Here is a 23,248-nt window from a genome sequence, read left to right on the forward strand (position 1 = left end):
TTGCCACGGGGCAAATATGATGATTGAAACCCGCTTAGGAGCGAGCTTCCAAATCGACTAATATTTCTTTATCCTGAACGATTTTGCCTTTGGTTACATGAATATTCTTCACCACCGCATCCACCGGACTTTGAATCGTGAATTCCGTCTTCATCGACTCAATAACCAGCAGATTCTGACCTTTGATCAGTTGATCGCCGGGAGCCACAAACACATCAACGACCTTGCCGAACAAATCAGCCACAATACGCGACTGCAACTCGCCATTCAAGGTCGACGTTTGCCGGTTTAAACTCACCTTACCAGGCACTTGCTTACTCTTCAATTCAAAACGGAAAGTCTGCGACTGGATTTCAGTCAGATTCTTTTTTTCATTCCAAAAGACGTCCTGTTTTTTTCCGTTTAGGTTAAAAGAAACGCAATAATTATTGTAAAGAACAGCGCTGACGAAAAGCGGTTCATTTTTGTACTGAAATAAATATCCTTTTTTCTGTTTTCGAACCAGAAGCTGCACTGCCTGGCCGTCAACCTCGATCTCAAAATTCGGATTTAATCGCCAGTAGCCCAATTCATTTGAACCATCCTCAACACTATAAAAGTGATGCAAAATGTATGCGACCGCCGGTACCGCCGGAGAAACTTCCGTTCTGCGAACCTCCAACTGGGCCAACAGCTCAGATAAATTTTGTTCAATATATTTTGTATGAACGGTCATCTTACGGAATGCTTCCTGTTGAACCAAGACTTTCAAAAAAGCCTGGTTAGTTTTAATGCCGCCCAGCAAAAGCAAATCCAGCGAACGACTCATTTCCGCAATCGCCTGCTCGCGGGTTGCGCCGTAAACGACCAGCTTACCAAGCATGCTGTCGTAGGCAGGCGAAAGCTGACATCCTTCCGAAACGAAGCTATCCCAGCGCGCCTGTTCCGAGTATTGAACGGCTGTAATTGTTCCCGATGAAGGAACGAAGTGATGTGCCGGATCTTCGGCGCAAATACGAACTTCGATTGCATGTCCGCACGCCTGAATATCATCCTGTGCCAACGGCAGACCATTTCCGGCGGCAATCTCCAATTGCCATTCCACCAAATCCAAACCGGTGATCATTTCAGTCACCGGATGCTCAACCTGCAGGCGGGTATTCATCTCGAGGAACCAACAGTTTTGCTGCTCATCCACCAAAAACTCAATTGTTCCTGCTCCGCGGTATTCCGATGCTTTTACAATTGCCAAAGCATTTTGATGCAGACTGACTCTCGTTTCGTCCGACAAGTTCGCGGCTGGCGCTTCTTCCACAACTTTCTGGTAACGGCGCTGCAAGCTGCAATCGCGCTCGAAAAGATGAACGGCATTTCCGGCTCCATCGCCCATCAGCTGCACCTCCACGTGACGTGCCTGAGGCAAATACTTTTCAACGAATAGCTCGCCATTGGAAAAGTACTCCAAAGCCTGACGTTGCGCCTGCTCCAAAGCTGCGGCCAAATCATCAGCCTTACTTACGATCTGCATGCCTTTGCCTCCGCCACCAGCAGCTGCTTTCACCAAAACGGGGAAATCAAGTTGCCCGATATTTTCGAGAATTTCGTCAACAGTTCCACGAAGCCCCGGCAAAACCGGCACTCCCAATTTCTTCACAAAATCGATGGCGCGGGTTTTCTCGCCCATCAATTTAATCTGTTCCGGAGTTGCGCCTATAAACGCGATACCAGCCGCTTCAACCAATGCTGAAAAAGCTGCATTCTCCGATAAGAATCCGTAGCCCGGATGAATAGCATCAGCTCCGGCCTGTTTCGCCAGTTCAACCAATTTTTGCTGATTCAAATAAGTCTCAGCTAACAGGCTTCCTTCCAACAAAAAAGCCTCATCGGCCAAAGCCACATGAAGCGATTGCTCGTCATCCAACGCGTAAACAGCCACCGTGCGAATTCCTAGTCGGCGGGCCGTACGGACAATCCGAACGGCGATTTCGCCCCGGTTGGCAATGAGTATTTTATGAAATCTTCGTCTCAATTCTCGCTAATTTTTAATGCTGACCAGTCCGGTTTTCGTTTTTCAAGGAATGCCCGAAGACCTTCCTGACCTTCTTCCGATTCAACTAACTCGGCTAACACTGCCGCGGTGTATTCACTGCTATCGGTATTCACTTCCCCCGAGTCTACTTTTAAAACCAAATTCTTGCAAGCCTTTAATGCGTTCGGAGAAACCTGTTGCAGTTCGGAAATCAATTTATTCACGACTTCCCAACGACGGTCGTCTTCCGCAACAAAGTCAACCAAACCGATTGTCTGCGCTTCAGCTGTCCATATCCGTTCACCCGAGAACATCAGCTTTTTCAGATTTTGGGTTGAAAGACGTTTGGCTACAAAAGGCAGAATGGTTGCCGGGATGATTCCCAACTTCACCTCGCCAAAAGCAAACGCGGTCGACTTTTCAGCAACTGCAAAATCGCAGGCTGCAACCAAACCATTGGCACCTCCCAACACATTTTTGTGCGCCGCAGCAATGGTCACCTTCGGGTAGTTGTATATTTTCTTTAGTAAATCGGCCATCTGCAGATACTCCTGCCAGTTTTCCGATTTTTCGCGATTCACAGCATTGGCAAACCAACTGATGTCGGCTCCGGCGCAAAACGAGCGTCCTTCGCCGGCAAAAACCACAAAATGCACCTGATCATTTCGCGCCAACTCGTCCAACGCCTCATGCATGTCTGAAATCAACTCCGGGTTCAACGCATTGTGCTGCTTGGGGCGATTCAACAAGATCGTCGCTTTGTCGTGATCTAGTTGTACGATAATCGTTTTATATTCCTTCATTCATTAGATTTTTAGACTACTAGATTTCAGACGATCAGACTATTTAAACAATACGATTGTCTCATCCTAACAGCCTTTTTTACATTCGGAACACGCCGTACCGGGCTTCCCGGATTGGCTGGTTCAAGGTTACAAGGAACAGGAAAGCCAACAAATCGCGGGTATCGACAGGATCAAAAATTCCGTCATCCCATAGCCGCGATGAGCTATAATAGGCCGTACTTTCCTCGTCGAATTGTTCGATCAGGCTATTGTCCTTGCCGCTTCCGCCAATGGTTTGCAACACGCCCGACGCCTGCTCGCCACCCATTACGGCAATGCGCGAATGCGGCCACATCAGCAGAAAGTCGGGATCGTAAGCACGCCCGGCCATCGCATAATTACCGGCACCAAAGGAACCTCCAATCACCAGGGTAATTTTAGGCACCGACGAGTTCGCAACCGCATTGATCAGCTTCGCTCCGTCGCGGGCGATACCTTCGTGTTCATATTTTTTACCGACAATGAAACCACTGATGTTCTGCAGGAACAAAAGCGGTATTTGCCGTTGATTGCACAATTGAATAAAGTGGGCTCCTTTGCGGGCGGCCTCTGCCGTAAGGAAACTTTGGTTACCCAAAATGCCAACCGGAATTCCTTTAATGCGGGCAAAACCCGTCAATAAGGTTTTTCCGTATTCAGCTTTAAATTCCTGAAAGCTGTGTCCATCGACCAAACGTTTGGCAATTGCCAACACATTAATTGGCTTCTTCAGGTCGGTCGACAAAAAGTCGTACAATTCCTCAGCAGGCTCCGATGGTTCAACCACCTTTTCCAGATCGATCTCCCGCTTTTTCACGCGCGGCAAACCGGAAACCAGATCGCGACAAATGCGCAAAGCATGCACATCGTCGTCGGCCAAATGATCAGCAACTCCTGATATCTTTGTGTGCACATCGCCACCACCCAGATCTTCAGCCGAAACTTCTTCGCCCGTTGCAGCTTTCACTAACGGTGGCCCACCAATAAAGATTGTTCCCTGGTTGCGCACGATAATGGTTTCGTCGCACATGGCAGGCACATAAGCTCCACCAGCCGTACACGAGCCCATGACAACCGCAATTTGCGGAATGCCTTCAGCCGACAAACGAGCCTGGTTAAAGAACACGCGTCCGAAATCGAAACGATCGGGGAAAACCTGCGCCTGTTCCGGCAAAAAGATTCCGCCCGAGTCAACCAAATAAATGCAGGGCAACTGATTTTGCATCGCAATCTCCTGTGCCCGAATATGTTTTTTGATGGTTTCGCGAATGTAAGTTCCTCCCTTCACGGTTGCATCGTTGGCCACGATCATGCACTCGCGCCCGTGCACCATGCCAATACCGGTAACAATTCCGGCTGAAGGAAAAGCATCGCCATACTGCCCGTACGCAGCAAACGATGAGAGTTCAACAAAAGGAGTACGTGGGTCAACCAACAGGTCGATACGCTCACGAGCAAGCAATTTACCACGCTCCCGGTGCTTCTCGACCGCTTTTGCCGGACCGTGGGAAGTCACCTGAGCGACGCGCCGATGAAACTCGGCTATCACCGCAAGGTACTCACGCTCATGAGTATTCCCGTTCGATACCTCTTCTGTGGAATAATTGTGTTTAATATTCTCCATGATCTGATTAAACAGAAAAAGATTGAAAAATCTCTTATAACGACAAAAAAGCGGGACATAAGTTCATCAACCAGATTACTTTTTTCGAGGCTTATTCAGAGAAAAAGCCAAGCCCGCGTTGCCGTCCAAAAATAGATCTCTCAATTAAAATCTCACAGAAAAGTATAAAAGATATTTTTATCTGCATATTCTCAGGCAGTTCGGAGCTCAAATGATAATTCAAATTTAGCATGAGCCTTGGTGGTTATTCTGAAATTATGCAACTTTCAACCGTTAAAGCTTGTTTCACCACACGCAAGCCCAAAAGTAATACTTGGAGTCATGAATGAAACTTTCAGAATATTCCAACTTTCGCCCGAAGATGTTGAACACATCCAGGCTTCGGAAAATGAACCACACACACACGATTACGAAGAGTTATTATTGGGTGTTGAAGGTCAGCTCGAACATTTCATCGATTTTGAATCGTCCAAAATGGACGCCCCTTTTGTGAGCTTCGTCGCTAAAGGCAAAGTGCACCGGGTAATCCCGTACCTGAAAAATGGGAAGTGCAACATTTGGGCAATTCGTTTTAAAAGCGAGTTTATTCCCGAGACCACTTTCCAACTTTATGCCTATTATCACAATAACGCCAATATACAATTACCAGCCGACCGTTGTTTTCAACGAATGGAAACGATTTGTAGTTTAATGCTGGAAGAAACCAAAGCGTCAACTCCGGACTATTCCATTATTCGACATTTATTGAGTGCGTTATTTACAATGATAGAATCAGAACGTAAAAAACAAGAATCAGATCAGTCACACTTAATTAAAACACAAAGCTCGACCTTTAAAACCTTCCTGTTAACATTGGAGGAAAATTTCAGGCGACCGGAAGGTGTGGAGTTCTATGCCGAGAAATTATTTATGAGCAGCCGAAACCTCAACATCATCTGCCAAAACATAATGCAGCAAAGCGTCTCTGAACTTATTGAAACCCGGAAATTGATTGAAGCTAAAAACCTGCTCACCACCACCGACAAAACCATTGCCGAAATTGGCTTTGAGCTGGGATACAACGAGAAATCCTACTTTACGAGCGTTTTCAAACGTAAAGCCGGCATAACTCCGAGCGAGTTTCGAAAAGAGATGCAACAGCTGATTTCCTGAATTTACTACTCATTTTCCGAAAAGTGATACCCCTTGCGCCCGGGGATGTTGCAACTTTGTATCATCAAAACGAAACAAAGTAGAAACAATTTAAAACTTAAAGAAAATGACAACTATTTGGACATTAGACCCAGCTCACAGCGAATTGACATTCAAAGTAAAACACATGATGATCTCGAATGTAAGAGGTGAGTTCAAATCTTTCAATGCATCAATTGACGGTGAAGATTTCGAAAAAGCAAAAATCAGCGCTGTTATCGATTCATCTTCAATTTTCACAAACGCAGGCGACCGTGACAACCACTTGAAAAGCGCAGATTTCTTCGATGTAGAAAATTACAAAGAATTGACTTTTGAGGGTGTATCTTTCAAAAAAGTGGATGACGACGAATATAAATTGACAGGTTTACTGACCATCAAAGGTGTAAGCAAAGAAGTTACTTTCGATGTAGAATTTGGCGGAATCAACAAAGACCCTTGGGGTAACGAAAAAGCAGGTTTTTCTTTGACCGGAAAAATCAACCGTAAAGACTGGGGACTAAACTGGAACGCTGCACTGGAAACCGGTGGTGTACTGGTAAGCGAAGAAGTTAAAATCGCCGCAGAAGTACAGTTTGTAAAACAAGTATCGTAACGAACAAAGGCATGAAACGGAAACAATTTTTGACAACTCTTTCGCTACTGCCTTTAACAGGAACAGCCATGAAATTAAATGAATTAAGCAAAATAACATCGTCCTTTGACAGCACGGAGCTCATGCCCCTGCTGTTTCTGGGACACGGCAGCCCGATGAACGCGATCGAGCAGAATGAGTTTACAGAAGGTTTCCGTGACATTAGTACAAAATTTGAAAAGCCCAAAGCCATTTTGTGTATTTCGGCTCATTGGGAAACCCGCGGAACGTTTCTGACAGCGATGGAACACCCGCAAACCATACACGATTTTGGAGGCTTCCCGCAGGCGTTGTACGATGTGCAGTACCCTGCCCCCGGTAGCCCGGAACTGGCCAGCGAAGTTCAGCAGCTAATCACATCCACCGATGCGGGATTGACAGATAAATGGGGACTTGACCATGGCGCTTGGAGTGTGATTCGTCACTTATACCCTGACGCCGATATTCCGGTGATTGAAATGAGTATTGATTATACCCAAGGCCCCCAATACCATTACAATTTAGGACGGGAACTGGCTGCATTACGCCGTAAAGGTGTATTGATCATCGGTAGCGGGAACCTGGTGCACAACCTTCGCATGGTTGACTGGAAACGAATGAACGACATCGGCTACGGATTCGATTGGGCAGAAGAAGCCCGTGCAAAAATGAACGAATGGATTCTTTCGGGAAACCATCAACCGCTGATTCAATACGAGCAACAGGGAACTGCCTTCAAACTGGCCATCCCCTCGCCCGACCATTATTTACCGTTGCTTTACGTGTTAGGCTTAAAAGGCGAAAAAGAAGAGATTTCACTCTTCAATGACAAAACGATGGCTGGCTCGTTGAGTATGACATCCGTTTTCATTCATAAATCGTAACGGAAAACGACAGAAAAAGACGAACAAGCTTTGCTGATTTATTAGGAGAACAGCAGGGGTTAAAACGATAGAGGTGCCGAATGGCGCCTCTTTTTTTTGAATATCGAGATGTACATCCTCTTCAAATTTAACCACAGAGCTCGGCACAGTGTTACACTGAGAAAGCCGAGACACCGACACCATCTCGCGCGTCACCACTCTCACTCTCTCAGTGCGTCCTTGATCTCCTCAACAGTTTTCTTCGCATTACCAACAAACAGTTTACCATCAATCTCAAAGACCGGGCGCTTCAAAAAGGTGTAATCCATCAACAAAAGCTTTTTGTAATCGGCATCTTCTTTAACCGGATTCTCCGCCAGCGCGTCTTTTAATATTCGGGCGCGTTTGTTGATTAGTTCTTCATAGCTAACGGTATGCTTGAAAAAAGCTTCGACCTGTTCTTCAGTTACAGGGTGGAATTTAATATCCTGTTGTTCGAAGCTATCATCCACGCCAACTTCTTTCATAATTCGTTGACAGGTGTCGCATGTTGACAGGAAATAGACTTTTCGTTGCATTGTTTATTTTGTTTTGTGGCGGGAAGATAGAAAAAACAGCAGAAAGGTTTCGGCGGGAGATTGATTTATTTGGATAACTTGCTGGCTAATTTGAACGCTTAGTCCCAGCTATATTTTATGCAGACATTCATTCACTACTTTTTGCACCTGGTATTTCCAGCCCTCATTGCCTGGCTATTCTTCCGTAAAGAGTGGAAAAAAGTTTATCTCATTTTGCTTTTAACCATGCTGGTCGACCTGGATCATTTACTGGCAACACCGATCTTTCAGGCTAACCGATGCAGTATTGGTTTTCATCCTCTGCACTCCTATTATGCGATTGCCGCTTACGTAATTTTGCTAATCTTCCGAAAGCCATTCAATATTATTGGTATCGGGCTGCTATTCCACATGTTCACCGACCTGGTTGATTGCCTGTTCACTTTCAACCACTGCCCTGACTGTTTAGTCGGTGCCCCGGCTTATGAACTCATTCGATCGATATCGAATATATCAATATAAATCAGTCCCCCCAGTCTTATTGCCAACTCAATTTTAACTGCTGTGGGAGAATGAGATGACTTGCCGCTCCAACCATAGAAATAAATTTTGACCGACACTAAATAAAAATGCACCCCGCTTCGTTTCAAAAGAAAATTGTATTTTAACAGCGTCGAAAAAACACGTTAACCTATTCAGCGTCAAGGGAACAATTATTGCGCCCTTGATCAAAAACGACTAACTAAACGCAAAGAGGAAATTGGAATGAAAGAGCAATTAATAGAAAAAGTGAAAAGCCTTACACAAAGGCTCAAAAATCAGAATATAACTGATCAAGAGATCTCCAGTGATTCATATCATAAATATGACTCTACAAGTTTTGTTTCGCCAGAAGAAATAGCTCAAAGGATAATTATTGAATATGCTGTCTTTTATGGTGCAATAAACAATGACAAAATAGATAAAATCAAAAATTGGTTAATTGCCTGCAACTTATGGTCCAAGTTATACGATCTCGAAAAGATTTTTTTTGAAGGGAAGATCACTTCACCAGAGGAAATAAAAAACTTAGCCTGGAGGATCGAGAAAGCATACATTTTAGCCTGGACACTTGATATTGTTAAAGATAGACCTCAAACAATAGATCAAATCTCGGACAAGCAATTTGACAATTTCATTCTGAATGTGCCTAAAATAGGAACAAAAGACCTATCAAGATTCATTTGTGGACAGCAACTCCGGAGCATGAACGAGATTTATGAGGAATATTTATTTTATACAGAAGTAACAACAACTCAAAGTAGCAGGTTATTTATTGAAACGAAAAAAATCGGACTCACTCCCGGAGCCAGCTTTGCGAGATATTCAACATTGGCCTGGGTATGCAAATCGAAAACAGGAAACTAATATAAGCGACTAACATAGCCTATATTAAACAAATTATTCCGGATCAAAGAGTCTTAAAGATTTATACAATTCGAACGATGGGATTCTTTATTTTGACTATTATCAGAAGCGACTAACCGCCGTTGTTAGATCTCTATATTCTTTAAAAAAATAAAATACTCAATCATCCTAAATTCATTTCAAATATTGCAACTCTCTTTTAAAAAAGCAGTAAGCTAAACTGTTACATTAAAGAAAGGAGTAAACCATGTCAAATGAAAAAGAAGTTCAGGAAGCGTCGCGGACGTTTTACAGAGCACTGAACCAGATGGTAAACGGAGATCCTGAAGAACTAAAAGCCATATGGTCGCACAGCAATCAAGTCAGCACCATGCATCCGGTTGGCGGAAGAGAAATCGGCTGGGACGAAGTATGGAATACATGGGATCAGGTTGCCCAGGTCTCCAGTGACGGAAAGGTCGAATTGCAGGATCAGTTTATCTGTGCTTCCAACGATCTGGCCTATGAAATCGGCTTCGAGAATGCTGAGTTCAAAGTAGCGGGAACGAAAACAGAAGGTCATGTTCGGGTGACCAACATCTACCGTAAAGAAGGCGGAAGCTGGAAAATTGTACACCACCACACCGATGTGGTGCCGGCAATGGTCGAAGTCGTCAGTAAGCTACAAGAAAGTCACCACGAACATTAAAACCCCAACACAAGCAGACTAAAAGAAACGCTCATACAACCACATCCCCAAACCACAATCAATCTAATTTATGGGAGGGTTCATTATGAAAGTCAAATCATTGCTTATCACTGCTCTTTTTTCGCTTTGCCTATTCAACCTCAGCTTGTTCGCCCAAGCTCCGCTGGAGGGAACCTGGCAAGCAACCTATCTTGAATTCACCACACCCGACACAACTTTCACTCGCTCCGGCGAACAGGCGGCATCGCAAATTAAGGTGATTAATAAAACTCATTTTGCCACCATCGCTCAAGGCACAAATATGGAGTCGAGTATGTTTAACGGCGGGAGGTACGACCTGGGGAAAGACACCTACACGGAGCATCTGGAATATTTCTCGATGCCGGCCCAAATTGGAAAGTCTTTCACGTTTAAATGCACGCTCGATAAAGACAAATGGGAAATTACAGGCCCCGTTGTGAAGGATGGAGAACCGGCACCTGACTGGAAACTAAAAGAAGTATACAAACGAATTGATTAACCCTGCAGCTTTCATTGAAGCAAAAACATCCAATTCATAACGAAGGCCACCTTACAGGGTGGTCTTCGTTATGAATATCGCTCATTAGAACATTGGATCCCACGGCGGAAGCATTTCCGACTTTTGACCGTAAATATCCAATACTTTTGGGCTGATGTATTTCTTATTGACTACGATGCGGAACATGTACTCATCGAACCAGCGATCGGTAAACGTGAGGTAGCCTTTTTCTCCCGCGGCTGCTCCCCAGCTGTTCTCAAACTGCCATTTCAGTGGTTTTTCGTCTTTATCCACTTCAACGGCAATCAACGCCATCCCGTGACTCGAACCACTGTCTTTCGTTTCAATCCGTTGTGCTTTATTCATATTGAATGGCACATTGTAAACCGCTTCATAGTTGAAGTTATCAACATCCAATACGCCGAAATCTTTCCGCAACTGCTTGCCAACATCACACGAAGCATACATGGCCTCGTTGTTTTTGATCGATTCGATACAGAACTGCTTGATTACGTCATTTGGCAAATTCACATAGTGCCAGTTCTCGCCTTCCTGCACGTTGCGGTAGTTTTCCACTTCGTAGTGTTTCCAGTACGGACGGGTTGGATCGTTCATCAGCATCACGTAATCGCTCAACTGAATATCGCCCAACACTTCTTTCATAAACGACTGCGGTGTGTATGTCTTTGTATCGGCCAATTTGTTGTCTTTATCCTTGTAACGATACTCGAACTCGACCGGAGGTTCTCCCAAATTAAGGGCCAGCATGCGGTAGATTACCCCAAGCATTTCTACTTTGCGTGCTTCGATTTGCTTGTCGTTCTTACCACCATTTTTCATATCGCGCAACTCCAACGCCTGTTCGCGCAGTTTGCGTTTGATCAGCTTGGTCATCCAGGCTGTGTTCTCGCTCGAATAAGTCTCTTCCATCGCCTCTTTAGGAACCATGCCGTATTTATTTGCCAGGTTCACAAAGTTGATCCATTGCCCACCGTCATCAACCGGAGAGCTGAGGTACCAACGTACCTTTTCATCGTCGAATCCACGATCGGCTGTCGCCACAATGTTATTCAGGAACAGGTTCGATTTTTCGAACAGATCCCAGAAATAAAGGTAATTCTGCGAAAACTCGAACGAGCTGGTATTGAAATGTTGCATCGCCATCGGACGGAATACATTCAAAGAGGTAAACAGCCAACAGCGCCCCGATGCCTTCTGGTCGGTGATACCCGAAACATCCACCCGGTAGGTAAAATAATGATCAGTTGTTCCTTCGTTATCCCGGCTCCAGGCCAGTTTTGTAATTGGATTCGACGACAGGGCGTTCTCCATTCCAACCGTATAATTATCCTTTACATATCCCGAACGGATAGTCTCCAGTTGCTGCTGATCGATGCTTTGAGCCGTGCCAATAAAGGGCAAAGCCAAGCCGGCAAGCATTAGCCATTTCAATTTACTCATGTATTTTCAGATTAATTTTTTTCGTTGAAGTTTCAAAAATAACAATTCCGACTAATTGTCAAAACGACTGTTATCACTCGCGGATTCACTCGTTTGTAAACTTAATCTAACCTTCGTTAAATTTTTTTCAACTTAAAAAGTCCAACGGTTGAAATATTATAGTTTTACATCCCGCAAATACATCTGAAACGATCGATAAATAAAGGCATCGAGTTAAATCGACAGCTTTTTGAAGGACTCAATCACCGAACTCGGAAACACGTCATTCAGCGCTGCCCAAACGACTCCGCCAAACAACTTAGCGATCATAGTTATTTAATCAAATCACCCCATTATTATGAAAAAGATGCTTTTTCAACCACGCTTTTTGAGCATATTTATGCTTTGCCTCTTTCTTATCTCCTGTTCCAAAAGCGAAGATGATACGCCTGAGGAAGAAAACACAGACATTGTAACACCAACCATTGTTACGAACTACGCCTCTTGCATCGACATCAATTCGGCGACTGCTTCGGCAAGCATCAGTGAGACCGGTTCATCGGCCATAACCGCCAGCGGTTTTTGCTGGAGTACCAGCCAACTCCCAACGATTGACGACTCGAAAACAAGCGGCTCTGTAACCGAAGGCGACTTTACAGCTTCACTTTCCAATCTATCGTCGAACACCCTGTATTATGTGCGCGCTTATGCGACAAACGGAGCCGGAACAGGTTATGGCGAAGCAGTTCCTCTGAAAACCTACACCGGGCAAATAACAGATATCGATGGAAACACCTACTTTACCGTTACGATCGGCAACCAGCTTTGGACCGCTGAGAACCTGAAAGTACGTCATTACCGTAATGGAGACGAGATAAGCTCAACCGAAGACGACGGAGGAAACTATTACATCTATGACAACGATGAAAACAACGCCAGTATTTACGGCCTTCTTTATAACTGGTATGCAGCCAATGATAGTCGCAACATCTGCCCGGAAGGTTGGCATGTTCCAACCGCCGATGAATGGGATGTTTTAATTGAATACTTAGGAGGTTTTGATGTAGCAGCCCCAAAATTATGTGAGGCAACTGGCCAATACTGGATTCTACCTGAAACCTACTACTCAACATCGACGGATATCTCAACCAACGAATCAGGATTCACGGCTTTACCGGCAGGCATTGCCGAATACGCCGAAGTGCCTTACCAATGGCTTGGCATCGACGCCGGTTTCTGGACCACCACTGAAAGCACCAGCTCCTCAACTCATGCTCAGCTTCGAGACATGGTATGGGGAATTGCCAAGGTTTACTCGTTAAACCATTTTAAATATGTCGGGCACTCATTGCGTCTGATAAAGGATAACTAATCTGCACAAGCTATTATAATTTAAAAGCGGCTGCCCATTTAGGTCAGCCGCTTTTAAATTATATCGAGTAAATAACTTTATCAATGTCGATTCTTGACTTAGGCTTCAGTGAAGGCTGGTTGAAATCATCCGGATCACGATAGCCCAAAGCGACTGCAAACAAAGTCTTGTGATCTTTAAGCCCCAAGACCCGATCGTACTCCGCCGCATTGACACCTTCCATCGGCGTCGAGTCAATTCCCAACGAAGCTGCACCACTCAAAAAGAAACCCAATGCCAGGTACACCTGATGGGCCATCCAGGCTTTGATCTGTTCCTCACTGCCCGGTTTGATATTGTTGTTGTAATAGGCAATTGCGCCTTCAGGTAAACTCGCAATATTCTCGCTTTCGAATTTCTCCAGATTGTCAATCACACTAAAAACCACAATGTGACTGGCATCTTTCAATTTAGACGCGTTATGAAACGAGAACGGAGCTAATTCTTCTTTTAACTTTTGATCGCTCACGAAGGTAAAACGCCAGGGTTGGCTATTTATTGAAGAAGGGCTCAACCGCAAAATCTCCTTTAATTGAGCAACCAATTCGTTCGAAATTTTCTTGCTCGGGTCGTACTTCTTCGTTGCGTACCGATCACCCGCCAATGTTTTAAAATCCATCATTTCTGCTTTTGTTTTCAATGCATTAAAACTACAAAAACAAAGCCCGGTAACAACCGGGCTTCCCATTCAAAATCTAATATTTAAGATTATTTTTCCATCAGACGTACTTCATAAATCCCACCGGCAACAGAGCCCGGATCTGCTTCAAACTTTACGCGAAGTTTTCCAGCCGCTTTGTCCAGAATGTCCTGCGGAATATCGTAGTCGATGGTAAAAAATTCGAATCCTTTACTTCCGTCGAGGCTCACGTCTGTCAACTTTTCACCATTAATGCTGATTGAAAAGTTTCGTCCGTTGTCCAATCCAAAGTACATGATTCGCAGCTTGCCGGCATCGCCATCCTTATCAGTTAGAAGGTAACTAAACCAGCCCGTTGCATCCCGCCAATGTTTATCCTGATTCACTCCTGAATTGGTATTTTCAGATTCGATGAAATGATCCGACTCCGGTTGTTGCTCGCCGGGAAACACCAAATCAACCGTCGCATCCTCCAACGCTTTCTTCTCGGCTTCCAGAAAGGCAGTCTTCTTCTCCATCGCCACCAAATCATCCGGACTCACCACATTGAAATAAACCATGTAGCGAGAATCGTGCAGCCGAAAGAATGGAATCAATTCCAAATCTTTATATTTTTCGGGGTACAAACCATCAATTGTAAAAGTCAGCGGTTGCCCTTCAACAGCTTTCACTGCCGAAGCCACGTGTTCCACCGTACCTGCAATCACCGGCATCTCATTCAACGGATATTTTTGCCCCGATGCAATATGTCCGCCACGGCTATCATCAGCATACAATCCAACCATATCGGTAGTGTCGGTTTTGGCCGCCATTACAATCGGGCCGTGTAAAATAGAATAGTAGCTTTCACCGTCGGGCAATTGCTCAACCGTTGTTCGCATGGGCAAAGTCAGCTCCACTTTGTCACCCTTTTTCCATTTACGATTCAAAGCCACATATTGACCGGGAGTTCCGTCGACCTCATGTTCTTTACCGTTTATTACCACTTTCAACGCACCTTCTTCAACCCATTTCGGATAACGAACATACAAGGTGAACGTAGATTTCTTTTCCGGATTGATCGTCAGGGTTGTGGATTCGGCATCCGGAAATTTTGTTTCCTGTGTCAGTTCCAGTCCCTTTTCTTTCCAGTTCAGAGTTGAAGGGATGAACAAGTTGACGTAAATATCATCACCCAAATGCGCATAAATCAACTCTCCGTATTTGGTGTGATTTTCCAATCCCGAACCAACGCAGCACCAAAAACTGGTTTGCGGCTGCGAATAAACCCGGTAGTGCCCCGGACGCATGGGCGTGAAGTAAACAAACCCGCCGTGATCCGGCTCTTCAGTCGATAAAATATGATTGTACAAAGCTCGTTCGTAGTAATCCATGTATTTCACTTCCGGGTCGCTCAAAAACAAGTGCTTCGTCAGTTTCAGCATATTGTAAGTATTGCAGGTTTCAGGTCCCTGCTCACTCTCAATCATCGAGCTGAAATCATCAACCGGGTGAAAGTGCTCGCGCACGCTGTTTCCACCAATCGACACGGTGCGTTTATCAACAACATTCTCCCAGAAATAACGCGCTGCGTCCGCCCAGGATTCATCCCCGTCAACTTCGGCAACTCTTTTAAAACCGATCACTTTCGGAATCTGTGTATTGGCATGCATACCTGTCAAATGATCTTCATGCTTAATCAGCGGATCCAAAATTGCCCGGTGCGAAAACTGTTTAGCCAGCTTCAGGTATTTTTCGTCGCCGGTAATATCAGCCACATCCGCAAAAATTTCGTTCAAGCCGCCGTGCTCACTGCGCAACATATCCTGAATTTGATCATCCGCCAGGTTTTGCACCAGCTGAATCGCCCAGTCGGTCAACCCGATCAGCATTTCTTTGGCTTCCTCGCTACCACCAAAAGTATAAGCATCATACAAACCGGCGTAAATTTTATGAATATTGTAAAGCGGAACCCACTTCTTATTCAAACTGAAAGAACCTGCATCAATCTTGCCTTCCGAAATTTCCTGCCACATCGCTTTTCCACCGGGAACGCCCGACAAATAACCGTCTCCATTCGCATCCTGCGCGCGCTTCAATTCCGACAACATATAATCCATGCGGTCTTTCATGCGCTGGTCGCCGGTAGCGGCATACATTTTCGCCAATGCCGACAAGTAATGGCCTCCAATGTGTCCATCCAATCCTGTATTTTCCCAATTCCCGTAGTTTTCGGCTTTAGGTTTCAGGCCAGCTTCTTTCAAATAGGGAGCCAACAGTCGGTCCATATCCAAATCCAGGATGTAGTTCATGTCGGTCATCATTGCCTTTTTAAACGGACTGTCGAGTAAACGCACCTCCGATAACGAAAATACCTCAGCAGCCGGTTTCTGTTGTGCGAGCGCACCAAAAGGCAACAAGCCTAAAAGGAAGATTAAATTTCTAAGTTTCATTGCGGTTTATAGTTTGATTTGATATTTACAACGGTCGTTCCCCCGATGAATTGACGAGATAACAGTAGCCTGTACAGGATGCCCGACTACTTTGGAAAACATTAACTCGGCAAAACCCTCGGAACAATAACACAACACGCCCATATTCATCCCCTGTTGATGACTCACCATTGGGCAAACACAGAAGTCTTTGTTTTCGTCGGCATGGATAATCCCGTTTTCCCGGTCGAAATCCACTTTCCAATTCCAGCTTTCTTCCAGAAAACGAGCAAACGCCTCCGGGTTACCTTCAAAAGGCTGCAAAACTTCGTCCATTTTTAGCTGATCGTAGTGTGCCCGGGCGCAACTTTTCATGATCTGCCTCGCCAAAGTCTCATCCATCTGCTCGTCCATGCTGACCATCAGAATGGAGATCCATTCCTGCATCAGTTTTTTTTGAGTATCTTCTGCCTCCTGACTTTTCCCTGCCTCAACTCTTTGTCCGGCCAGGAATGAAAAACCGCAGAAACATCCTCCTGCAGCACATGCTTTTTTCAGAAAATTTCTGCGGTCCTTATTCATTGTAGCTCTATTTGTATTGAAGTAAACGGGTTCTTAGTTTACCGGATCAATTCCCTTAAAAGTCGGTTTCACTTCCAGGATGTTGTCATCGCCATCAAACTCCAGCTTATCGATACAAACTTCGCGATGGAAACCGCCGCGGCGGCCCATTTTCACACCATTCGGGTAACTGAAGCGGTGGTAAACCAGGTACCACTCATCTTTTCCCGGAATCTGGATGGCCGAATTATGACCGGTTGCGAAAATGCCTGTTTCGTCGTCGCGCTGAATAACGATGTTGTTTTCCGGAATTGTCAGCTTGCCCAATGGCGAGTCCGTTTTCGCCCAACGCACTTTGTAGTTCGGACTGCGGGTATCGTCTTCCGACCACATGAAATAATAGGTTCCGTCGCGGTAAATCACGTAAGATCCTTCGCGGAAAGTACCATCAATATTCATCTGTTTCAGCGTTTTCATATTGAGGGAGATCATGTCATCGTTCAGCTCAGCCGCAGCCATATAGCCATTTCCCCAGTACAGGTATGTTTTGTTTGTTTTCGGATCGGTAAACACATCCGGGTCAATTTCCTGCCCGCGGTTCACACCGAGCGTTTTGAAGTCGATTAGTACTTTTCCGCTGTCAGTGAAAGGACCTGTTGGATTGTCGGCTACAGCCACACCAATCTTTTGAGCTGCCGTGAAATAATAGAAATATTTGTACTCGCCGTCGATCTTCTTTTCAACGATACATGGAGCCCAAGCATTGCGATCGGCCCAGCTCACATCTTTGTGCAAATCGAGAATGATTCCTTCATCGGTCCAATCAACCAAATTGTCAGAGGAGAACACTTTGAAATAGTAACCCGACCAATTTTCAAATCCGTCAGTTGTTGGGTAGATGTAGTATTTACCTGTTTTTTCCGAGTACAGAATATCGGGGTCGGCATAGTAGCCTTCCAACACCGGGTTGTGATCTTCCGAAGCTGAAACTTTATAAACCACATCACCTTTACCTTCAACTGTAATGGTGTAATCAACCGGGCCATTGGTGAAATCCTGCGGTCCTTCCGGCGTCACCGTTACGCATGGGAAAGATTTAAACTGCGGATCAAAAGCTGCCAAATCAGTTCCTCTTTTTACAGGAAGATGAATTGTTTTAGCCTCACCTTTTACATCAACATTCAACTTTTTCAGTTGTGCCGAAGTCGCCTCAATCAAAGGATCATTCAAGGTTCCCCATTTCGCGATCAGGCGTTTCAACTCTTTGCCGGTAATCGGCAACACGGTTCCGTGACGCGGGTGAAAATTCATCGACACCTCCTGATCAACAACTTCAAAATGCTGCAGATCGCTGCTTTTGGTGAACTGGTAACGCCCGCTGGTGTACACGTCGTACATCAAAATATAATCGTCCGAGTTATTCAGTTTGAAAATACCAGAGCCTTCCACCTTATTGGTTTCACAATCCACGCGTTTATCGTTTACCAATTGGTAGCCTTCAGTCAACTTATCCGAAATCGCCAGTTTGATGCCCGGATTTCCGTCTTCGGCTTTGTGGAAGAGGTAGAATTTACCGTTGAACGGGATAATATCGCCGTCGATACACGCTTTGGTATTGCTTTCAGCCGGAGGAAAATACAACTGCTTTGGCGCTTCCTCCAAACCCGTAAAATCCTTGTTGGCGTAGGCGTAATAGATGATGTCCGGGTTATCGCCTTGCTTCATCGAGAAGTAGATCATGTACTTGCCGGTCGCTTCATCATAAATGGTTTGCGGAGCCCAGACCCGGTTTACATCTCCAAATTCCTGCGAAAAAATCTCGGGAATATTCACAACCGAAGTCTCCCAATTGACCAGGTCGGCTGATTTCATCAGGATCATGGCGTAATTGTTCCAGCCCTGCTCGGTCACATACAAATCGGTAGCTACCATATAAAAGGATTTACCATCGGCGCCGCGCAAAATATGCGGGTCGCGAACACCACCCGATGTACTGATCTGTTTCGAATCCAGGATCGGTTGATTGTCATTCAACGCCCGAAAATTGTAACCGTCGGTGCTCACCGCAAAATGGATGGCTTCTTCGCCCGGCCCATTTCCCGTGAAATAAGTGAATAGGTAGGCAGAAAGCTCATCGTCGGCCGACTTTGACGGTTCGCATGAACTCAGAAAAGTCAGGAGAACAGCAAAAATGCCGATCGCCTTTAGTGAAAAATATTTCTGTTTTTTACTGGTCTTCATTGTTTCGTTTTTTGTCTTTTATGACTTGTTTTTAATTTGACTTCATCCGGATGACTGAGAACGAATAAGCTGGCAGGTTGTATTCAAAATCAGCGGAAACCGAAATAGTTTTATTTTCCGGCTCGGCGTGCAGGTCGGAGACTTCTCCTGCAAGAATGGTCAAATCAGCATCACCGGCAATAATTGGCAGATCGGCCAAATTGATTTTCGCATTCACAGCCACCGGCAGCAGGTTCGCCACCTTTAAAATGTAATCGCCGGTTTTTGCATCACGAACGAGCGAGCTCACCACTCGCTTTTTGACATCCGGAGCGTTATCACTCAAACTCAGCTGGGAGGCAATGTACTCTTCGCCGGAGTTTTGTCCGAACATCATTTGCACATAGTAATCCGGTGTCAGGAATACTTCAGTGTTATTAAAATAAACCAAGTCGGGATTCCACTGTGTATGCCCGTGTTTGGCCAACAATGGCGCGTACGAAGTCATATGGACCACATCGGCATTTCGCTCCACATTAATCAAATGCAGCGCATCGCACAAGGCGGTTTCCGTCGTGAGTTTTCGACCAGGAATGTGTGTCGCATATTCACCCAAATAAACCTTTGGTTTCGAGCGGTCGTAACGATCGTAATAATCCTGGTTATTCAAATACCAGCCCGGTGGTTGGTAGTAATGCTCGTCAACCAGGGGCACCTGCAACTTGGAAGCAATTTCCCAGCCCACACGATAATCCGTTCCTTCCGAAAAAGGACCGACCGTTCCAATCACGGTAATCTCAGGATGCTTTTCCTTGATGGCATTGAAAATCATGGTGAAGCGCTCTTCGAAAATATCGTTGATCAAATCCTCGTTGCCAATACCCACATATTTCAGGTTGAAGGGGTCGGGGTGACCGGCTTCGGCGCGCAATTTACCCCATTTGGTATTTTTGTCACCGTTGGCCCATTCAATCAAGTCGAGGATATCCTGCACATATTGATCCATGTCGCACATCGGAATTCCACCTTGCTGCCCGTAACCTCCGGTCGATGAATTCTGGCAAGGAACCCCCGCAGCGATAACCGGCAGCGGCTGGGCACCGATATCTTCGCAGAACTGGAAATATTCGAAGTACCCCAATCCCATCGACTGGTGATAATTCCAGATATTGCGGTCGCCCTTGCGGGTTTCCAGCGGACCGATGGTGTTTTTCCATCGGTAAATGTTATCCAATCCGTCGCCATGGGAAACACAGCCACCGGGGAAACGCACGAAACGCGGATGTAAGTCGGTAATTGTCTGTGCCAAATCGGCACGCAAGCCATTTTTGCGTCCTTTGAATGTCTTCTCCGGGAAAAGCGAAACCAGATCAAGGGCTACCTTCCCTGTAAATTGAGGGATGACCTTCAAATGTGCTTTATCCACATCTCCTTTTGCAGTCACAGTCAGCATCAATTTTTTCCAGTCAGCACCTACAGATTTGCTCGTGCCTTCTGCAAAAACTTTTCCGTTCTCATCAACCAGACGAACCAAGAACTTGCCTTTGGCGCCATCCAGTCCCTTGGCAAAAACAGAAAAATCGTATTTATCGCCGGCTTTCAAAGCGATGCCATCAAAACCTTCGTTTTGAAGTGCGTCGCCAATGTTGGCAACCGTCAACACAGCATAGTGTTTTTGATTCGGATGTACCGGTGCTACCGTGTCAATTGTAAAACCATCGTCTTGCCCGGTGAACGACCAGGCATAAGAGCTGTTCCAATCCTGATTTCGGTTTTTGGTATCAGCCGGCGTATATTCAAATCCCCGGTTTTGAACCAACTCGGCGTACAGACCACCGTCCGCAGCATAGTTGATATCTTCAAAGAAAACGCCAATCAGCATATCGCTAATCGCTTTATTGTCTTCGGGAATCGCGGTTATTTCAGCATCCAATGGTTTTAAATCCGGATAGCGAGTCGCGTCATCCGTCAAACGCTCGGCGCGTTGCTGTTCATGGTACTTCGTCAGTTCGTAAAACTGAATCGCTCCCTGCAGCTGCGACCAAGAAACCTTGGCAACAACACCCAACTGCTTTTCACCATCAATCATCACTTCTTCCCGAGCGTTCAACCGGTCGCTTTCGCTTCCCTCAATCGTTTCTGCGTAAGTTTTAAAATCGGTTGTTGTCGCTTTGAAAACCTTTTGTTCGCCATCCTGATCGCTCAACCAGGTGACGATGTAATTATTCTCAGCTGGTTGGTACGACACCTCCGGCAACATTACATTACCTTTTGTCATGACTTCCGGGTACTCCTGCGGTTCCCAAGTAAATAAATCATTGGTTTCCGCGTGAGCAAATTGACCGACTGCTTCATTCAGGCTCCAGATCTCGTGCCAGGTTCCTTTTTGGTCCTGAAACAGGAAAGGCGTGATCATCCGCTTTTGTGAGCCCCATGTTCCAAAATCACAAAACAGAAATCGGAATTCGGGCCCGATGCCTTGCCAGTGTTTTCGATCAACACTCCAGGCATAATGTAGCCCGTTGTGCCCTTTGTCTTTTAAGGTCGCATATGAAAAAACGTAGGCTGAATCAGGTTCGTTAGCCCGTGCTTGCGACCCAAAAAGAATTGCAAGAAACAGGAAGATAATTGGTTGTAGTTTCATTGTTATGTTGTAAGAATAGTTAGTAAACAAGTTTATACAACGCACTGGCATGCGGAGCCAATTCAATACTGTACTCACCCGAAATCTGACCGGAATCCTCACCTGTCCACAGGTTCACCAGACCGCAATCGCTGATATAGCCAAGCTGAGTCAGGTCTACCGTAATGGTTTGCGGCTCATCAGCAATATTGAATAAAGCCATGTATTTGTCGCCATTCGCCGGGTGCTCGGAAACAATTGCCACTTTGCCATCTTCGTTGAATAACTGATGTACGTTGGTGGCTTCAGCATGCATTTTCAATACTTCTTTGTTGGTCAAAAGTGAAAGCGTGAAATCGTCGTTGCTTGGCAAGTCACCACCAAACATCAACGGCGATTTGAAAATCGTAAATAAAGTCATCAGCGAATATTGCTCATCTTTGGTCAAACGGGTCATGCGGTCGTTGCCTCGCTCGCCACGAATTGAGATCCGTCCCAGCGGGATCATATCACAGTCCGGCCAGGTTCCCGGAGCAATGTAAGGGTACCATTTCTGACAAATATCGATCAGGTGCGTGAAGTGGTGCCAGGTGTCCCAAACATCATCTACCATGCGCCACATGTTGGCATGTTCTTTCACATGGTCAGCATCTTCAATTGGAGTTTCACCCGGAGAAGTACTCAATACAATCGGGCGCCCGCACTGATCAATCGCGTTGCGGATCAGCTCGATCTCTCCTTTATGATAGGGGCGCGAGAGGTCGTCAACTTTTACGAAGTCAACACCCCAATCGGCGTACATGTCGAAAATTGAGTTGTAGTATTCCTGTGCTCCCGGTTTGTCAGCAACAATTGTATAATTGTCGCGCAACCACTGACATTGCAGTTCGGTTGAGTAGATCTGATCAGCGGTGATGCCGTCAGTTCCCAGGATTGGCAATTTATCTTCCACTGCTTTTTTCGGGATTCCGCGCATAATGTGGATCCCGAATTTCAACCCTTTACCGTGAACGTAATCGGCAAGCTCTTTAAAACCTTTTCCGTCGGCAGCCGAAGGGAAACGGTTGACAGCCGGCTGGTAGCGTCCGTATTCATCAATCACATAGCGCGGGTCAGTCTGATTGTAACCACCGGCTTTGTCATTCTCCACAAACCAGCGAATATCAACAACAATGTATTCCCATCCGTAATCTTTCAGCTTTTCAGCCATGTAATCGGCATTCGCCTTTACTTCGGGTTCTTCAACGGTTGGACCGTAGCAGTCCCAGCTATTCCAGCCCATTGGCGGAGTTTGCGCCCAAGATTTAAATTCACCTTTTGCAAAAGGTTCTGCCTTCTTTTTAGAAGGTTGGCAGGATGCTAAAAAAGCGACCAGAGAAACGGCCAGCAAGAAATTAAGTAATCTCATCTATTGGATTGTTTAAGTTTGAAATTCAGTGCCTTTATTTTTTTAAAGGTAAAAAGTACGTTTTTTCTTCAAATTGCACAATCTCCCGGATAAACAAGAACCATCACCCCTCGAAAAACAACCCCCTAAAAATCTGTCTTACTGCAGATTAGAACATCACCAACATTTTACAAGAAATGCTTATTTAGGTAATTTCTAAACTCACATCAAGCGATTCTAACAACTTTGAGAATTGTATA

General features: G+C 45.4%; 19 protein-coding genes. 8 read left to right on the plus strand and 11 right to left on the minus strand.

The features are described 5' to 3' along the window. Nucleotides 1-34 precede the first annotated feature (34 nt). The 3 genes from BC643_RS09770 to BC643_RS09780 all read right to left on the minus strand — a co-directional run bounded on the left by BC643_RS09770 (nucleotide 35) and on the right by BC643_RS09780 (nucleotide 4,456). Nucleotides 35-2,008: an acetyl/propionyl/methylcrotonyl-CoA carboxylase subunit alpha gene (locus BC643_RS09770; protein ID WP_120272906.1), complete on the minus strand. Its 1,974-nt coding sequence runs from the start codon at nucleotides 2,006-2,008 to the stop codon at nucleotides 35-37. Continuing rightward, the gene (locus BC643_RS09775; protein WP_120272907.1) at nucleotides 2,005-2,811 is read right to left on the minus strand and encodes an enoyl-CoA hydratase-related protein; all 807 of its coding nucleotides are present in this window, start codon (nucleotides 2,809-2,811) and stop codon (nucleotides 2,005-2,007) included. Before BC643_RS09775 ends, BC643_RS09770 begins: the two co-directional genes overlap by 4 nt. 79 nt (nucleotides 2,812-2,890) lie before the next feature. Beyond that, a complete protein-coding gene (locus tag BC643_RS09780; RefSeq protein ID WP_120272908.1) occupies nucleotides 2,891-4,456 on the minus strand; it encodes a carboxyl transferase domain-containing protein in 1,566 nt (521 codons plus the stop codon). Between the two features lie 321 nt (nucleotides 4,457-4,777). On the opposite strand from BC643_RS09780, the gene BC643_RS09785 reads away from it, so the two are divergent. From BC643_RS09785 to ygiD, 3 genes are all read left to right on the plus strand, one after another. After that, nucleotides 4,778-5,608, plus strand: coding sequence for a helix-turn-helix domain-containing protein (locus BC643_RS09785; RefSeq protein WP_120272909.1), 831 nt, complete (start codon nucleotides 4,778-4,780; stop codon nucleotides 5,606-5,608). 106 nt (nucleotides 5,609-5,714) lie between these two features. Continuing rightward, the gene (locus BC643_RS09790; protein WP_120272910.1) at nucleotides 5,715-6,242 is read left to right on the plus strand and encodes a YceI family protein; all 528 of its coding nucleotides are present in this window, start codon (nucleotides 5,715-5,717) and stop codon (nucleotides 6,240-6,242) included. Between the two features lie 11 nt (nucleotides 6,243-6,253). Then, on the plus strand, nucleotides 6,254-7,144 hold the full coding sequence (gene ygiD / locus BC643_RS09795; RefSeq protein ID WP_211338028.1) for a 4,5-DOPA-extradiol-dioxygenase: 891 nt from the start codon (nucleotides 6,254-6,256) through the stop codon (nucleotides 7,142-7,144). A 200-nt stretch (nucleotides 7,145-7,344) separates the two neighbouring features. Here the strand turns inward: ygiD and BC643_RS09800 are convergent, their stop codons facing one another. Continuing rightward, nucleotides 7,345-7,701, minus strand: coding sequence for an arsenate reductase family protein (locus BC643_RS09800; RefSeq protein ID WP_120272911.1), 357 nt, complete (start codon nucleotides 7,699-7,701; stop codon nucleotides 7,345-7,347). A gap of 117 nt (nucleotides 7,702-7,818) precedes the next feature. Here BC643_RS09800 and BC643_RS09805 point away from each other — a divergent pair, with 117 nt between their 5' ends. The 4 genes from BC643_RS09805 to BC643_RS09820 all read left to right on the plus strand — a co-directional run bounded on the left by BC643_RS09805 (nucleotide 7,819) and on the right by BC643_RS09820 (nucleotide 10,295). Then, nucleotides 7,819-8,202: a DUF6122 family protein gene (locus tag BC643_RS09805; protein WP_120272912.1), complete on the plus strand. Its 384-nt coding sequence runs from the start codon at nucleotides 7,819-7,821 to the stop codon at nucleotides 8,200-8,202. 243 nt (nucleotides 8,203-8,445) lie between these two features. After that, nucleotides 8,446-9,087, plus strand: coding sequence for a DUF4272 domain-containing protein (locus BC643_RS09810; RefSeq protein ID WP_120272913.1), 642 nt, complete (start codon nucleotides 8,446-8,448; stop codon nucleotides 9,085-9,087). A 247-nt stretch (nucleotides 9,088-9,334) separates the two neighbouring features. Then, nucleotides 9,335-9,775, plus strand: coding sequence for a YybH family protein (locus tag BC643_RS09815; RefSeq protein WP_120272914.1), 441 nt, complete (start codon nucleotides 9,335-9,337; stop codon nucleotides 9,773-9,775). 85 nt (nucleotides 9,776-9,860) lie between these two features. After that, nucleotides 9,861-10,295, plus strand: coding sequence for a hypothetical protein (locus BC643_RS09820; protein ID WP_120272915.1), 435 nt, complete (start codon nucleotides 9,861-9,863; stop codon nucleotides 10,293-10,295). A gap of 84 nt (nucleotides 10,296-10,379) precedes the next feature. Here the strand turns inward: BC643_RS09820 and BC643_RS09825 are convergent, their stop codons facing one another. Continuing rightward, nucleotides 10,380-11,756 carry a C1 family peptidase gene (locus tag BC643_RS09825; RefSeq protein WP_211338029.1) on the minus strand — a complete coding sequence of 459 codons (1,377 nt, stop codon included), beginning with the start codon at nucleotides 11,754-11,756 and terminating at the stop codon, nucleotides 10,380-10,382. A gap of 337 nt (nucleotides 11,757-12,093) precedes the next feature. On the opposite strand from BC643_RS09825, the gene BC643_RS09830 reads away from it, so the two are divergent. Continuing rightward, entirely contained in the window at nucleotides 12,094-13,107 is a 1,014-nt protein-coding gene (locus BC643_RS09830) for a fibrobacter succinogenes major paralogous domain-containing protein (protein ID WP_120272916.1), read from the plus strand. A 58-nt stretch (nucleotides 13,108-13,165) separates the two neighbouring features. Here the strand turns inward: BC643_RS09830 and BC643_RS09835 are convergent, their stop codons facing one another. From BC643_RS09835 to BC643_RS09860, 6 genes are all read right to left on the minus strand, one after another. Next, nucleotides 13,166-13,768: a nitroreductase family protein gene (locus tag BC643_RS09835; protein ID WP_211338030.1), complete on the minus strand. Its 603-nt coding sequence runs from the start codon at nucleotides 13,766-13,768 to the stop codon at nucleotides 13,166-13,168. A gap of 86 nt (nucleotides 13,769-13,854) precedes the next feature. After that, the gene (locus BC643_RS09840) at nucleotides 13,855-16,218 is read right to left on the minus strand and encodes a glycoside hydrolase family 127 protein (protein WP_120272917.1); all 2,364 of its coding nucleotides are present in this window, start codon (nucleotides 16,216-16,218) and stop codon (nucleotides 13,855-13,857) included. Between the two features lie 6 nt (nucleotides 16,219-16,224). After that, on the minus strand, nucleotides 16,225-16,779 hold the full coding sequence (locus tag BC643_RS09845; RefSeq protein ID WP_120272918.1) for a DUF6144 family protein: 555 nt from the start codon (nucleotides 16,777-16,779) through the stop codon (nucleotides 16,225-16,227). 33 nt (nucleotides 16,780-16,812) lie between these two features. Beyond that, the gene (locus tag BC643_RS09850) at nucleotides 16,813-18,999 is read right to left on the minus strand and encodes a family 43 glycosylhydrolase (protein WP_120272919.1); all 2,187 of its coding nucleotides are present in this window, start codon (nucleotides 18,997-18,999) and stop codon (nucleotides 16,813-16,815) included. Nucleotides 19,000-19,030: 31 nt separating this feature from the next. Next, nucleotides 19,031-21,622 carry an alpha-L-arabinofuranosidase C-terminal domain-containing protein gene (locus BC643_RS09855; protein ID WP_120272920.1) on the minus strand — a complete coding sequence of 864 codons (2,592 nt, stop codon included), beginning with the start codon at nucleotides 21,620-21,622 and terminating at the stop codon, nucleotides 19,031-19,033. A 19-nt stretch (nucleotides 21,623-21,641) separates the two neighbouring features. Next, nucleotides 21,642-23,009 (minus strand): glycoside hydrolase family 27 protein, encoded by a 1,368-nt coding sequence (locus BC643_RS09860; RefSeq protein WP_120272921.1) that lies wholly within the window; start codon nucleotides 23,007-23,009, stop codon nucleotides 21,642-21,644. Nucleotides 23,010-23,248 lie beyond the last annotated feature (239 nt).

Source organism: Mangrovibacterium diazotrophicum (genome assembly GCF_003610535.1).
Lineage (GTDB): Bacteria > Bacteroidota > Bacteroidia > Bacteroidales > Prolixibacteraceae > Mangrovibacterium > Mangrovibacterium diazotrophicum.